The organism is Microcoleus sp. A6-C6 (genome assembly GCF_036705955.1).
In the GTDB taxonomy this organism is placed as follows: Bacteria; Cyanobacteriota; Cyanobacteriia; order Cyanobacteriales; family Microcoleaceae; genus Microcoleus.
On sequence record NZ_JAUBVR010000037.1, the window covers coordinates 1 to 14,375 of the forward strand.

At 44.6% G+C, this 14,375-nt stretch carries 13 protein-coding genes; 5 read left to right on the forward strand and 8 right to left on the reverse strand.

Translation table 11 applies throughout. The features are described from left to right. Positions 1-542 precede the first annotated feature (542 nt). Complete coding sequence (locus tag QUB52_RS16240; protein ID WP_265234197.1) at positions 543-1,301, forward strand: GerMN domain-containing protein; 759 nt, start codon at positions 543-545, stop codon at positions 1,299-1,301. A gap of 457 nt (positions 1,302-1,758) precedes the next feature. On the opposite strand, the gene QUB52_RS16245 is transcribed toward QUB52_RS16240, so the two are convergent. From QUB52_RS16245 to efp, 3 genes are all read right to left on the reverse strand, one after another. Then, positions 1,759-2,154: an ArsR/SmtB family transcription factor gene (locus QUB52_RS16245; protein ID WP_265234196.1), complete on the reverse strand. Its 396-nt coding sequence runs from the start codon at positions 2,152-2,154 to the stop codon at positions 1,759-1,761. 30 nt (positions 2,155-2,184) lie between these two features. Next, positions 2,185-2,742 carry an acetyl-CoA carboxylase biotin carboxyl carrier protein gene (gene accB, locus QUB52_RS16250; RefSeq protein WP_332973995.1) on the reverse strand — a complete coding sequence of 186 codons (558 nt, stop codon included), beginning with the start codon at positions 2,740-2,742 and terminating at the stop codon, positions 2,185-2,187. A gap of 186 nt (positions 2,743-2,928) precedes the next feature. Then, positions 2,929-3,486, reverse strand: coding sequence for an elongation factor P (efp, locus tag QUB52_RS16255; protein ID WP_265234194.1), 558 nt, complete (start codon positions 3,484-3,486; stop codon positions 2,929-2,931). Positions 3,487-3,862: 376 nt separating this feature from the next. Here efp and QUB52_RS16260 point away from each other — a divergent pair, with 376 nt between their 5' ends. The 4 genes from QUB52_RS16260 to thiL all read left to right on the forward strand — a co-directional run bounded on the left by QUB52_RS16260 (position 3,863) and on the right by thiL (position 8,739). Next, complete coding sequence (locus QUB52_RS16260; protein WP_265234193.1) at positions 3,863-4,987, forward strand: peptidylprolyl isomerase; 1,125 nt, start codon at positions 3,863-3,865, stop codon at positions 4,985-4,987. Positions 4,988-5,312: 325 nt separating this feature from the next. Then, positions 5,313-5,627 carry a hypothetical protein gene (locus tag QUB52_RS16265; protein WP_332973992.1) on the forward strand — a complete coding sequence of 105 codons (315 nt, stop codon included), beginning with the start codon at positions 5,313-5,315 and terminating at the stop codon, positions 5,625-5,627. A gap of 273 nt (positions 5,628-5,900) precedes the next feature. Then, entirely contained in the window at positions 5,901-7,523 is a 1,623-nt protein-coding gene (locus QUB52_RS16270; protein WP_332973990.1) for a PEP-CTERM sorting domain-containing protein, read from the forward strand. A gap of 220 nt (positions 7,524-7,743) precedes the next feature. Then, positions 7,744-8,739: a thiamine-phosphate kinase gene (thiL, locus tag QUB52_RS16275; RefSeq protein ID WP_332973988.1), complete on the forward strand. Its 996-nt coding sequence runs from the start codon at positions 7,744-7,746 to the stop codon at positions 8,737-8,739. Between the two features lie 140 nt (positions 8,740-8,879). Here the strand turns inward: thiL and QUB52_RS16280 are convergent, their stop codons facing one another. The 5 genes from QUB52_RS16280 to QUB52_RS16300 all read right to left on the reverse strand — a co-directional run. Further along, positions 8,880-10,349, reverse strand: a complete 1,470-nt coding sequence (locus QUB52_RS16280) for a hypothetical protein (RefSeq protein ID WP_332973987.1) — start codon at positions 10,347-10,349, stop codon at positions 8,880-8,882. Continuing rightward, positions 10,336-10,689, reverse strand: a complete 354-nt coding sequence (locus QUB52_RS16285) for a hypothetical protein (protein WP_265234188.1) — start codon at positions 10,687-10,689, stop codon at positions 10,336-10,338. The genes QUB52_RS16280 and QUB52_RS16285 overlap by 14 nt, the downstream gene beginning before the upstream one ends. A gap of 48 nt (positions 10,690-10,737) precedes the next feature. Then, positions 10,738-11,112: a hypothetical protein gene (locus QUB52_RS16290; protein WP_265234187.1), complete on the reverse strand. Its 375-nt coding sequence runs from the start codon at positions 11,110-11,112 to the stop codon at positions 10,738-10,740. Between the two features lie 133 nt (positions 11,113-11,245). Next, the gene (locus QUB52_RS16295) at positions 11,246-12,070 is read right to left on the reverse strand and encodes an Rpn family recombination-promoting nuclease/putative transposase (protein WP_265234186.1); all 825 of its coding nucleotides are present in this window, start codon (positions 12,068-12,070) and stop codon (positions 11,246-11,248) included. A 60-nt stretch (positions 12,071-12,130) separates the two neighbouring features. After that, the coding region (locus QUB52_RS16300) for a CHAT domain-containing protein (protein WP_332976211.1) at positions 12,131-14,375 on the reverse strand (2,245 nt) is incomplete at its 5' end.

Consider the following 14,375-nt stretch of genomic DNA (forward strand, 5'->3'; position numbering starts at 1 on the left):
CGACTTGGCCGCTGGTGAAACAATTCCAGTTGCTTTGGTTGCTCCTTCCATCAACGGTTAATTTTTAACCTGAGATAACAAAAAGCGCTCCTAGAAATAGGGGCGCTTTTTGTTTGGGAAAAAATATTTTTATCGCTCTGATTATTCCTTCTATCCGTTGCGTCGGTTAAATTCGCTACATTCATCTTTTTTTCCTTTTTCCATCAATGTCGATCGGTTAAATCGGTTAAATCCGTTAGCTGGGTTAAATTCGTTACATAACCCGTTGCTAAATTTCCTTTCATCCTTTAATTTTTTATGACTACGATAGAATATAGCTACTAGGCCGATCGAGATAAATGTCACATACTCCACGCGCGAGAGCTCATATTATGGTCTAGGATGCCCATAGTCGGATTCAGAATATGTTGGGCTTGCCGTATAGTGTTCGCTAGCAGTAGTGCAATTGTGTCAATTCCAGAATCTCACCATAGACAAATGTAGCTGATCGGGAGTCGCTCCTCACCGTCCCAAGCGCTCTATCTGTAACGAGGATTTGTATTATGAAAGATGGACAAGAAGTACGCCACGTCTCCAGAACAGCAGTCATTGCCGGTGTTTGCGGGTTGGCTTTAGTGACGGGAGGGGGCATTGCCTGGTGGACGGCGAACCGTTCCCCAACCGCAGACACGCAGTCTTCTGCTCCGACAACCGCTCCGGCGCTGTCCCCAAGTCCTGCGGAATCCCCTGCTGTAATTATCCCCGTACCCCCACCAAATGCTGTGCAAGTGCCGCAGCAGGTTCAGACGCCTCAAGCTCAGAGGCCTACCTCTGTGACACCGCAGGCTCTGGCGCCGTCGCCACAGCCAAAGCCTTTGCAGCAGGCTGATGCCCAGACAGTCCAAGTCTACTGGGTTAAAGGTGCGATCGGCAAATTTGAGGCAGTTCCTACAAAAGTAGCTGTCAAACAAGCCGATCAGGCTGATGCAACTTTACAAGCTGCTTTTAACAGTTTGTTGGCAGGGCCGAAGGATGCAACTGTTTTTAGCGAAATTCCTAAAGGGACAAAACTCCTGAGTTTGAGTGTCAAAAATGACGAAGTTTATGTCGATTTGTCGCGTGAATTTACTGCGGGGGGAGGCAGCAGTTCAATGACGAGTCGGTTAGGGCAAGTTATCTATACAGCTACCAGTTTAAAACCGAATACTAAGGTTTGGATTTCGGTGGACGGCAAGCCTTTGGAACTTTTGGGTGGCGAAGGTTTGGAGGTGGCTCAACCGAGTACCCGCCAAAATTTTGACAAAAATTTTCCCCTTAACTAATACCAATTTGGAAAATCAATGAAACAATATTGGTAGGGTGTGTCGAAGAAAGAGTGTACCAAAAAAAAAGACGGAAAATCTTACAGCGAGGCAAAGCGCGACAATATTTGAGTAAACAAACTTAAACTCAAGTATTGTAGCAAGGATTTTTTAAATTGGTATAATTTTTGATTCATTAGTTATTAGTTATTAGTCATTAGTTAGTAGTCCTTAGTCATTAGTCTGAATGCAATAAATAGGGATTTATAACTGATAACTGATAACTGATAATTTATGAAATCATTGACCTTTGCATCGGAATAATAATTTTTGGAGTGCAATGCGAGCGTGCAGCCCGCTTCGGATTGCGGAGCCTCCCGTCTCGCTCGCTTGCAGGGTATAATTCCTTAGTTACCGGATTTGATATAACCCATGACTGATTACTACGGACTACTGACTATGGACTACTGACTAATTTTCAGTGCTTTGTAGTCAGGCTAAATTCCCGAAAGTGCAGGGCTTGCTGTTCGATCCGGGTGGCAAGCCGATCGCACACCATAGTACACAGCTCGAAAACTAACTCATCTTGCACCTTATAATAAGCGGATGTCCCTTCACTCCGGCGAGTGAGTATACCAGCTTGGAGCATGAGTTTTAGGTGCTTAGAAACATTGGCTTGACTCGTTTGAGTAGCTTCCACCAACTCTTGCACGCACTTTTCGCCGTCGCGAAGCAAGTTCAAAATTCGTAAACGCATTGGCTCGCTCAGAATACTGAAATACTCAGCAACTTGTTGCACAACCTCGTATTGCGGGACAGGCTGGGATGACTTCATCAAACTCACCGGGGAGAAGTGATCTCGAAATATTAGCATTTATTCTGTCCATCACAATAAAGTAATGCTTCAATCCGGATTAATTCGCATTAAAATTTGACCGTATTCGACAGGTTCGCCATTTTGGACTAAAATTTCCATGACTTGACCGGACACTTCATCAGCATCAATTTCGTTCATCAGCTTCATAGCTTCGATAATACAGACTGTCTGACTGACTTTGATACGATCGCCCACATTGACAAAAGGTGGCTCATCGGGAGCAGCAGCGCGATAAAACGTTCCTACCATCGGCGAGATAATTGACACCCATTTGGTATCGACAGGAGGAGAGACGAGAGCAGGAACGGCGGTAGCAGGGGCTGGTGCAGGAGTGGCCGGAGTCGCGCCTGCATTTTGGCTTGGGGCATCCGGTGATGCCGCGGTGGGGCTAGAAACAGAGCTGAGGGCGATCGTTGGAGCGACACTTGCAGCCGCAGTGAGCGCAGCAGCAGTGCCTGGTTCGCTGACCAGAACGCCTTTGCGTACAGTCAGTTCAAGTTCCCCACTTTTTAACGTCAGTTCCGAAATGCCTGTTTTGTCTAAAACAGTCAGCAGTTCGCAAAGCTGGTTTAAGTCTAATTGCACAGTAGATTCAAGGGTAATTAAGAATTTAAAATTGAAAAAATTGGAGACGGCGAAGCTAGGAAACTTCACCGATTTTGGAGGTAAAAAGGAGATTTTTTGAGATTTAAGCGATGATTTTTTAGCTATTTAACTAATAAATCATAACTCAAAACTCAAAACTTAAAACTCCCTTTTTCTCCGTCTTTGCTACTCTCGGCCGAGGTACTTGTCTTCACGAGTATCAATCCGAATGCGTTCTCCTATCGAAATAAATAGGGGAACCATGATCTGAGCTCCGGTGGAAAGGATAGCCGGTTTACTACCACCGGTGGCAGTATCTCCTTTGACTCCGGGATCGGTTTGTGTCACTTCCAAGACGACAGAATTGGGTAATTCCACTTCCATGATTTGGTCATTCCAGCGAAGGATACTGACTTCCATCCCTTCATTCAGGTACTTGACACGCTCGCCTATTTCCTTAGCTGTGAGGCGGCTTTCCTCGTAAGTTTCCATATCCATAAAGACAAACTGTTCGCCTTCTTTATAGGTATGCTGCATCGCGCTCTTTTCGAGGTTGGCTTGAGGCAAAGATTCGCCGGCCCGGAATGTGTGTTCCACTACGCTGCCGGTTTGGACGTTTTTTAATTTTGTCCGCACAAAAGCGGAGCCCTTTCCGGGCTTGACGTGGAGGAATTCGATAACCCGCCACACGCTGTTATTCCATTCAATTGAAACACCTGGTCGAAAGTCGTTACTGGAGAGCATATAAATTTTTGCGGGCAATCCCGTCGCCACGTAGGCGCGGGGGAACTATAGTCAGTCGATTTTAGATTTGGGATTTTAGATTTGAGATTCACTCGCAGCTTTGAATCTGGGAGATTGAACCTTGGTCTAAAATTTTGATCTCTCCACGACAGGAGTCTGGGGATTGTATCCGTTTTTGAGCGGGGTCAGCTTCAAGCCGCAGTCTAGCTGATGGCATCAAAAAGCAATTGGCAATTTATTTTACCGTTCAAAGGGAGCAAGTGCTTTACAGAAAGCTAAAAACCTCTGTCAGTTGAGTGAGTTCGGCAAGGGATGTAATGGATAGAAGGCGATCGCGCGCTGTGGGAAGATAATAGAGGCAATAAAAGTTAAAGATATGTTGCATTGGACTAATTTCTCGATCGATACGTGCAAGCGCTGGGTCAAGACCGGTGCCTTAGCACTCCTGCTGTTCGCACTCTCCCTGAGTTTCAGTGCAGTTTCCTATGCCAAACGTCCCAGCAGCAGTATGCCTGCGGGGAATCCGATTAGCGATGGCCGGGCGCTACTGCGTTTCGCGCTACCTATTGACAATCCTACTGTGCGTGAGTTGCAAATCAGTCTCGAAGACATTGGCAACCACATCCGTTCTAAACGTTGGGGGCCCATTAGCAGCGATGTCAACAAGGCTTCGAGGATTCTCAACCTGCGAGAGTCGGACATTTTAAAGAGTATTCCTGAGGCGAAACAGCCGGAAGCTGAGGCGCTAGTTGCACAAGTCAAGGAGGGAGTTGCCGAACTTTCCACCGCTGTTGAGGCTAAAGACAGGGAAAAAGTTATTGAGTTGAAGGCCAAAATTCTCGGTTCGGTAGGCGAAATCGAAGAGTTGATGGTGACAAAGTTTCCGTTTGAAGTGCCTGCTAAGTACGCTAATCTGCCTCAACTGAAAGGGCGCGCTACTGTGGCTGTGGAAACGGATAAGGGGAAAATTACTGTTGTGGTTGACGGTTACAGCGCGCCGGTGACTGCTGGTAATTTTGTGGATTTGGTCGATCGAGGTTTCTATGATGGTTTACCATTTATTCGATCGGAAGAATCCTACGTTTTGCAAACGGGAGATCCCGAAGGCAAGGAAGTGGGCTTTATTGATCCAGGTACTGGCAAATACCGAAATGTGCCGCTGGAAGTGCTTGTTAGAGAGGACAAGGAACCTGTCTATGGGATTACTCTAGAGGATGCGGGGCGTTATCGTGACGAGCCTGTTTTGCCTTTTTCAGCTTTTGGCGCTGTGGCGATGGCGCGCGCTGAAGCCGATCCCGACAGCGGTTCTTCTCAGTTTTTCTTTTTCTTATTTGAACCTGAACTCACGCCCGCTGGTCTGAATTTGTTGGACGGTCGGTATGCTGTTTTTGGTTACATGATTGAAGGAAAAGAGGTTTTGGATAAACTGAGGCAGGGAGATAAGATTATATCTGCTAAGGTGATTAAAGGAAAGGAAAATTTGGTTCAACCTCAAGTTTAATCGGTGACGGCGATTGAAATCGTTTCTTTTCAAACAAAGACGGCGATTGAAATCGCTTCTTGTCAAGCAAAGCCCGCCTCCGCGGGCTGGCAGAAATTATGACAAATAAAGACGGCGATTGAAATCGCTTCTACACGAACAAAGACCGCCTCCGCGGGCTGGAAGAAATTATGACAAACAAAGACGGCGATTGAAATCGCTTCTACACGAACAAAGACCGCCTCCGCGGGCTGGAAGAGTTAATCAGACAAGTTCAACTTTAATCAAATTCATTAATTTCTACGTCGTCTGCTTGGTTATTAAATCTAGAAACTCGATCGCTAATATGGCAATTTTAGAATTTTTATTGGTAATTGGTTTGGGCGGATTCGCAGGCTTGTTGATTGTCAACAATCTGAATGAAAGCAAGCAAAAGCGACAGTTGGATGAGGCTTTTTATTTGTTGTTGGAAAATCAAAACAGTCAAATGTCGCTGATTCAGTTAGCCGCCAGCGCTAGGGTTGAGGCTGAAGTTGCTCAGCAGTATTTAAACCGACAAGTTAAGATTTTTTCTGCTGTTTTAGAGGTGGATGATGAAGGAGATACTTTTTATCGATTTCCTAGGTTGCGCTTGCCGCCAAGTTCTGGTAAGGAATGGTGATGCAGTGGACAGTTGACAGTGGACAGTTGACAGTGGACAGTTGACAGTTAATCTTTCCCTATAAGTGTGGTTAATCTCCAGTATGCTATAAAGTTTTGTAACAAATCGACTGTCTCTGCATAAAAAGTCGATCGACACCCAGATAGAGAGATAGAGAGATAGATACATAGGCAACTTGTTTTTGTTCTCTTCTGTGCAAATATGCCAAAATCTGAGGTGCATGATATGCAAAAATTCAAAAAAAGGCTTGAACAAAGGGACTGGGGATCTTTTGTGCAAAGTTGTCTGTCCTTGACAGCTTTCACCGTCTTGGGATTTAGCGCCGTTGAACCGGTAAATGCCGCCACGCTGCATACTGGTTTCGCTTCCTATGCCGTTACCGACCTCGGCCAAACCAATGCCTACGGTATAAGCAATTCTGGACAAGTGCTAGTTAGTAATGGTGTTGCTGGGGTGTGGGAGAACGGTCAGATAACTGAAATCAAAGACACCACTTGGGCTTACCAAATGAATAGTTCTGGTCAAGTCGTGGGTCGTTATCTGGGTGAAAATTGGACGAATAATGCCTACGTGTGGGAAAACGGTCAAAGGACTGACCTCGGTTATTTTGGTGGTATCAGCAGTCTGGCTAGCGACATCAATGAGGCTGGACAAATAGTTGGTTGGTTTAAGACTACACAAGAGAAATTTAATCCCTTTTTGTGGCAAAACGGCGAGATGATCGATTTGGGTACTCTTGGTTTCAATGGAGGAGCTCAGGGTATCAACAATCAAGGACAAGTAGTTGGTTATTCGGGCCTGGCTTTCGGCATAACTCATGCTTTCCAATGGGAAAATGGCAAGATGATTGACCTGGGAACTCTTCCAGGAGATAACGACAGCACAGCTTATGATATCAATGATGCTGGGCAGGCAGTTGGTGCTTCATCAAATAGTACCCTCAAGCAAAGCCATGCTACTTTGTGGTCAAACGGTGAAGTTACAAACCTCGGTACTCTCGGTGGTAATATGAGTGCTGCGATCGCCATTAACAACAAAGGACAAGTAGCAGGCTTTGATACCGTTACTGGTAATGGCGGGCTGAATCACGGTTTCATTTGGGAAGATGGTCAAATGGCTGACCTCAATAGTCTGATTGATGAGGAGTCAGGGTGGTTTTTACAAGAAGTCAGCGGCATTAACGATAGGGGTCAAATTGTCGGAAAGGGCATTAACAGTGCAACTGGAAAGCAGCATGGTTTTCTGCTAAATCCGATTTGCGGTACTTCTCAGAGAAATCCGTTGTTACCTGATAGTTTTGAGGATGGTTGGCATAGTTTTAATAATGTTGTCAGCCGTAAATGGTTCGATCCGCCGACGGCTGCTGGTTTTACTTTCAAAATAGGCGATACTGCGGCTTCTGGCGGTAGCGGTGGGACTGGTGATGGGTGCATTGTTGACGAAAGTGCGATCGCAATTACTCCCAATCCAACGGAACCATCGCTATTTACTAAAATTCTCGGTCTTCCCAGCGGCATTGATGCTGACGAACTTTTCAGCGTCTTAGTTGGCGGCCAAGAAATCGGCAAATTCAAGCCTAATGAAGTAGTAGATTTTGTCGCCTTACTCGGTTACGGTGTTTCGGAGTTTAGCGTCACTGGCATTGATGCAGTAATTGACCCGAAAAATCCTCTAGCTTTCCCGATTAAATTGGAATCTAATCGAGATAAGTTCTCTTTCAAGATGCGGGCGATGGATGATGCTGAAGCTGTTCCCGAACCTTCTGAGATTGCGGGGATAGTAACTTCGGCTGCTTTTTTTGCTGGTTTGTTGCTGAAGCGGAAGCGGAAATTAGCGGCGATTGGATCGGCGATTGAAATCGCTTCTACACACACGAAGTCTGCCTCCGCCGACTAAGAAATCATGTTAGATTCTCGAATCCTCAAAGAATTCGAGAATCTAGTATTATATTTAGGTTTACTTGTCAAATAAGTTGATGTCCGAATTGTTCATATCTCTATTCTCTTCCTCTGCGCCCTCTGCGCTCTCTGCGGTTAAATAAATCCAAAACACTCATAAACAATAGTAGATAAAATCAAATATAATAGTATCAAATTAATAAAAAATTCTCTATACTATGCTGATTAAAGATATCGGAGAACAAGGTCTTTTAAGAATACTACAAAAATTCTGCCCCGCCGAAATTGTGGGTGATGATTGTGCGGTACTTCCGACAAATCCTGACCAATCTCTGGCGGTGACGACGGATATGTTGGTGGATGGTGTGCATTTTAGCGATCGCACCACAGGCCCTTATTATGCAGGCTGGCGCGCCGCAGCCGCGAATTTGTCGGATCTGGCCGCGATGGGTGCAACCCCTCTGGCGGTGACGGTAGCCCTGGCTGTGAGTGCGGATACGGCTGTGGAGTGGGTGGAAGAGTTTTATCGGGGGATGACGGCTTGTTTGGAAGTGTATCATACGCCGATCGCCGGTGGGGATGTGGTGCGATCGCCCGTGGTGACAGTTGCGATTACTGCTTTTGGGGAGGTTGAGTGCGATCGTACCATTCGCAGGTCAAATGCGCGATCGAATTGGGCGATTGTGGCGACTGGGTTTCACGGAGCATCCCGCGCGGGATTAGAATTGTTGTTGAATCCAGAATTTGGGCAAAATCTGGAAAAGGGCGATCGAACTTCTTTAATTCTCGCTCATCAGCAGCCTAAACCGCGACTGGATGTTTTGCCGATTTTGTGGGAAATTTTAGATGCTACGGGTGAGTTTTCGATTGCTGGAATGGATAGCAGCGATGGTTTGGCTGATGCGATTGTGCAAGTTTGTCGGGCTAGCGGTGTGGGTGCAAAAGTCGATCGCGCGAAAATACCAATTCCCCCTATTTTAAGGGAAATCGTATCAACCGAAACAGCTTTAGACTGGGCGTTGTACGGCGGCGAAGATTTCGAGTTAGTGTTGTTTTTGCCGATCGCCCATGCTAAGCTATTGGTCGATCGAATCGGTGATGGTAGTGCGATCGTGGGAATCACTACCGAAAGCAGCGATATTTTGTTGAGTGATAGCAGCGGTATTTATGCTGATGTTGGCTTAAAGATCGATCGAGGATTTCAACACTTCTAAATTCTCTCTTATTTCTTATCTCTTAGTCCGCGGAGGCGGACATCGTTTGTGTAGATGCGGTTTCAACCGCCGAGTCTTTCTAAGTTTGTGTAGACGCGGTTTCAACCGCCGAGTCTTTCTAAGTTTGTGTAGACGCGGTTTCAACCGCCGAGTCTTTCTTCTTCCGCTTCCAGTAAAATATCATTAACTGGTAGACTTTGGGAATCGGGCAATCTCGGAGGTTGAAACTTGCGCCGAAACCATCTCAACGGATTAATCTTCCACGCACCATTAATCCGGGCCACCACTCCAGAAACCACGATTACAACCAAGAGACTCAACAACAGACTAGCTACAGCCGGGTGAAGCACATCCCCTTTTTGAGGTATTTTGAACACTATGGGTTTCTCGATATAATTGGCAACCGCAGACACCACAAGGCCTCCAGCCCCTAATCCAGTACCCCATATTTGAATAGTTCTTTCTAAAGAGCGATCGATTTCTGCTTGTTCAATATCTACAATCCCCGCCACCAAATCCACCGCAATCTTAATCAAATCAGTACCATGTTTAAAATAGCCTAAATCGCCCTGAATTTGTCGTTGAAAATACGGACAACTTCTATCAATAAAAAACTTAAATGTTCTTAAATCTTCAGTTGACATTTGCCATTTATCACAGATTTCAGATAGTTTTTCCTGATAGTTATAAACATGAATATTTATCGTATTATTAAAATTTTCTAAACCTTCTAATGCTCTTTGATAATCCAAGCTTTCTAAAAGTAGATCTTTTAGTTTCCTTTTTAGATATGTTAAAGACTTATCAATATCAACATTTTTTGGGTTGTCAACATCATTTGGCACTCCAACCTGAGTTACTTCAGCAATTTTTGTTTCTAAACTTTTGATCGTATCCTCAATCTTAGCATATTCCTGCTTCAGTAAATAATGATTTTTGCGACTATCAATAAAAGCCTTAGTGATTTTATGGCGGTAATAAAACAGTTCAAACAAACGTTGAACAATTTTCGCTAGTTTTTCCTCAATCTCATCGTCAACCCGATAAACAAAGACTTGTAATTGACTTTTGATCGAACTATACTCAAAAATTGCAGAACCCAGTAACTTAGTATCGCGGTAAAAAGGTGGACGCACAGATGCTTCTGGGAAGAGATTCTTTAAACAGTCATCCGCAACTTGGCGGAGGTATTTTTTAGTGAGAGGTTGATCGGTTGGTAATTTGTAGGTTATAAAAATAGTCTGTCCCAGCCAATCTTTATAACTATCAGCAAGCATGAGATTATTAACATTAAAATCTTTTAATTCTGTGATTTCTATGCCTTTATTTTCATCAGTTTCTGGGCTGCCAATTCTAGCTAAAATTCCTTCACTATCCTCCAGAAGGCAAAACTTGAAGGAACCATCAATTTTATTTGAATGCGAAAACTTTTTTGCTCTAGTTAGGGGATAACCGAGGTTAGCTTGGGAAAAAATTAGCTCTTTTTCTTGGCTGAAATGTTGCCAGATACTATTAGCCCAAGTCCAGATTGAGTTAGCTGCTGTTTTGCTGCTTTTTTTGCTGAGTTGGTAGCTGTAGATATAGACTTGGGGATGATCAATTTTTAGCATCGGCAGCAGAGATATTTGAGGCTTCTTGAATGCGTTTTTTCAAATTTGCTTCTAGCTTTTCGATATCGGGATATTCATTTTTTACCGTTTCATAACCAGGTGTGATTTCTGGTTCGGCATCATCTAAATTTTTTCTCTTCAGACCTTTAATGTCATCTCTGACCTTTGTAAACTCTCTATAGAGTTTATTGATAGCATCTTCCACAGTATCGTTATCAGCACCAGATTCTGCTAATGGGAGGACTTCGGCGAGCAATCTTTCGATGAAAGGGGGAGTAAAAATTGCGGGGGCGGTGGTAATGGCGTTATAAATTTGGGACAAAATATCGACTTCATTCATGATTTTACCTCAGAAGTAGTTTGAATTGAAAACCGATTAAAGTATACTTTAGTTTGATGAATTTGGTTCGGATTGCTCTTGTTGAGATTCGGTGATAGCCTCTACTACTTCATATACAGTCCAGTCTAGAAACATAGCAATATCTTGTTTAGCTAATCCCCCACTAACCATTCTCAAAACCGCAGCTTTTTCTCGTTGTTTAATTTCAGATTTTACTTGTTGATCTTGAGCGATAGTCGCTGATACTTCAGTTACAGGTAAGTCTAGGACTGTAGCAATATCTTCTACACTTAATCCTAGACTATAAAGTCTGAGAGTTATAGTTTTTTCTCGCTGTTTAGTTTGAGCGTATACTTCGGCTTGTGCTTCTTCAAAAAGATCTTGATAAACTCTGCCTTTCTTTAAGTCACTCCGGTGAAACATAGCGGCAATCTTCTCTCGGAATTTTTGCGGTAATTTGTCAACAATTCACTTGTAAGGTGCGTCAGTCTTAGGTTGGTACGAAAAATCAGGATTTTCGCAACTGACGCACCCTACTAATTTTAGTGTACGTTGATTAATTTTGCTCGGCTTGTTCAGGTTGTTCTTTTTGAGATTCGGCGATAGTCGCTGCTACTTCGGCTACAGGTAAGTCTAAGAATGTAGCAATATCTTCTATAGCTAATCCCCGACTAAAATTTCTGAGAATAGCAGCTTTTTCTCGTTGTTTAGCTTCGGCTTGTCCTTCGGCAAAAACGTCTTGATAAAATCGGGTTTGTTTTAAGTCAGTTAGGCTAAACATGGCGGCAACTTCCTCTCTGGTTTTTTGGGGTAATTTGTAAACAATGATGATTTCTAGTAAGTTGATGAAGTTTTTTCTGGCTGTGATATCCGATATTTCGGTTTCGGCTTGTCTGGCTAAGTCTATGGCAAAGTTTTCGGCGGTGTTGTCTGGTTCTATTACCAGTTTTAGCACTTTTATGGGTAGAGATGCTGTTTCTGATGCACTTAGTTCATCGATGTAAATACGGGTGATTTTTGGGAGTGCCAGCATTTCCTGAAAGTGGATGTTGCTTTCTCTTTCGGTTTGCCGATTTGGGTAGATGACTACCAATTGCCAAGGGTGCGGCGGTTGGTATTGTTTGAGATAGATGAATAGTTCGGCAAACAGACGATAGTAGAAAGTTGGATCTGGTTGAAATTGGACTTCGACAATGTAGAATGGTAGTTGAGGATCGGGGATGATTGGTAGAAATAAACCGTCTAGGCGAAAGGATAATTGTTTGACCTCTTGGGATGTAAATTGGTATTGGTTGGCACTATCGGCTGATAGGCCGAGAAGGGCAAAGAACACAAAGGGGAATTCTTGGAAGATGTTGTAAAATATGCTATCGGTTTTCATCGATCAAATTAAATCTTTCTTTGAATTATACCCCAATACGATACGCCAACCATAATCACATTATAATCCGATCGCACAAAACGCTGCCCAATGATAAACATCACCGTAGGGTTGTTCATCATCATTGTAGCCTTTTAATTCCTTGAGTATGGGTTTTTTCCGATCGCCATCGAAACTATCCGAGTCCTGCACCCATGATAGCAAATCTGAGGTCGCGGCAGACTTAAACCAGCGCTGGGTATCGTGGAGGGCTTTACCGATGCTCACTCCTGGTTTGAGCAATTCATAGAATTTTACCATCATCAAGGCGGTAGAGAGGTCGTTGACAGCCCACAGACTGGCTAGGGTTCCCATTGCACCGGCGTGGATAAATCCTGTCGGTAATCCAATATAATCGGAGCGATTGTTGGTGTCAATTAGCGCCGTTTCGCAGGCGGAAAGCACGACTAGGCGGCAATGTTTGAATTGCAGTAGTAATATGTCTGCTAATGTTAGGCATTTGTCAATGTCCGCTGTTTTTCCGGCGCGCCATTCCACGTAACGATCAGAACCCCCTAAATCCCCCTTGCTAAGGGGGACTTTGATAACTACTTCTTGCTCCCCCCTTAGCAAGGGGGGCTGGGGGGGTTCTTGATTGGAAACAACGGAGACTTTGATAACTTCTTCCTCTTGCTCCCCCCTTAGCAAGGGGGGCTGGGGGGGTTCTTCCCCTACGATGCCGCCAGACAAGATTAAAAACGATTTTAGCGGATCGTCCGCATTAAAGGAGCCGTGACAGGAAAAGTGCGCGCAGTGGGCGTTTTCTAACTGTTCTAGATACTTTTCTAGGAGATTTGTTTTACTCGCTTCATCGCCGGGGAGTATTTGACTAATGGCGAATTTGGGGGCGATGCTGGCGACTTCTAAATCGGTGTAGCGCAGATCGGAGGTGGGGTTTTGCAGGGCGAGGAGTTGGTCAAAGTTTGGGTGGATGGTAATCTGTTGCAGGAGTTGGCAACTGGGGGCGTATTGAATGCCTTCGAGGTATTTATCTAATAAGAATTCGCCGTCTGTTAGGGGTAGGGCGTGGAGGGGGAACAGGTGCAGCAACCAGTGGGGAATTAGGATTAAGCGGGTACTTGATGGCGGCAGTATTGTGGTGATTTGGAGGATGTCTGCGAGGCGCTGGAGCCAGGTAGCAAGTTGCTTTTGCCAGTCGGTTTTGCTTGTTTTGTAGGTGGCCCGGTATTCATTACCTAAGTCGATTAATTCAGCGCATTGACGATTCCGATGCACTGTCAGCACGTCGGGGTAAGTGATGACAAAGGTGATGATTTCTGCGTCGGTGATGTACCACTCAATCAGGGCGGTGTTGGGGGTGAGGAGTTGGGTGATTTCGCTGAAGGTGATGGGTGTTAGGGTTTTGGGGATTTCCTGTTTTTGGGCGATTAGTTCGGCAAGGTTGCGGGCTTTGTTGGCTTCGGCATATTCTAGTGCTTCTTGGTTGCTTTTGCGATCGAGGCATATTTGCACCATGCCTTTGTAGAGTTTATCCCACTGCAAATCATGTTTTTGCTTGGTTTCATCGCCCGATTCCAATTCCCGTAATTTGGAGGCTCTGACTATGGCAGTTTTAAAGGTATCGTAGGCACTTTGGAGAGTTGCTGCTTTTTGGTTGGTATCTGCTGGTTTTTCTTGGTTGATGCAGGCTAGTTTGTCCAGATAAGTCCAGCCCAAATTATTTAATGTGTCTACATTATCGATCGGGAAATCCTCAAGGGTACGAACAGTTAAAGCAGAGTCATAAAACTCGATCGCCCGTTCCAGATTTTCGGCCCGGGAACCGTTTATCCTGGAATAGTAGGCATTAGCTAGGTTATTTTGAGTCTCTGCCCATTTTTCAGGTAAATCCTCAAAGGTACGAACAGTTAAAGCAGCCTTAGAAAACTCGATCGCCCGTTCCCGATTTTCGGTCCGGGAACCGTTTATTCTATTTCTGTAGGCCTCTCCTAGGTTATTTTGAGTCGTTGCCCAATATTCAGGGAAATCCTCAAGGGTACGAACTGTTAAAGCAGCCTCATAAAGCTCGATCGCCCGTTCCAGATTTTCGGCCCTCGAACTGTTTATTCTGTAAAGGTAGGCACCAGCTAGGTTATTTTGAATCCCTGCCCATCTTTCACGGAAATCCTCAATGGTATAAACAGTTAAAGCATCCTCATAAAACTCGATCGCCCGTTCCAGATTTTCGGCCCGCGAACCGTTTATCCTGTAAAGGTAGGCACCAGCTAGGTTATTTAGAGTCGTTGCCCAATCTTCACGGAAATCC

Coding starts and splice junctions, on each gene's coding strand:
- QUB52_RS16240 (WP_265234197.1), top strand. CDS start 543: ATGAAAGATGGACAAGAAGTACGCCACGTCTCCAGAACAGCAGTCATT.
- QUB52_RS16245 (WP_265234196.1), bottom strand. CDS start 2,154: ATGCTAATATTTCGAGATCACTTCTCCCCGGTGAGTTTGATGAAGTCA.
- efp (WP_265234194.1), bottom strand. CDS start 3,486: ATGCTCTCCAGTAACGACTTTCGACCAGGTGTTTCAATTGAATGGAAT.
- QUB52_RS16260 (WP_265234193.1), top strand. CDS start 3,863: ATGTTGCATTGGACTAATTTCTCGATCGATACGTGCAAGCGCTGGGTC.
- QUB52_RS16265 (WP_332973992.1), top strand. CDS start 5,313: ATGGCAATTTTAGAATTTTTATTGGTAATTGGTTTGGGCGGATTCGCA.
- thiL (WP_332973988.1), top strand. CDS start 7,744: ATGCTGATTAAAGATATCGGAGAACAAGGTCTTTTAAGAATACTACAA.
- QUB52_RS16280 (WP_332973987.1), bottom strand. CDS start 10,349: ATGCTAAAAATTGATCATCCCCAAGTCTATATCTACAGCTACCAACTC.
- QUB52_RS16285 (WP_265234188.1), bottom strand. CDS start 10,689: ATGAATGAAGTCGATATTTTGTCCCAAATTTATAACGCCATTACCACC.
- QUB52_RS16290 (WP_265234187.1), bottom strand. CDS start 11,112: ATGTTTCACCGGAGTGACTTAAAGAAAGGCAGAGTTTATCAAGATCTT.
- QUB52_RS16295 (WP_265234186.1), bottom strand. CDS start 12,070: ATGAAAACCGATAGCATATTTTACAACATCTTCCAAGAATTCCCCTTT.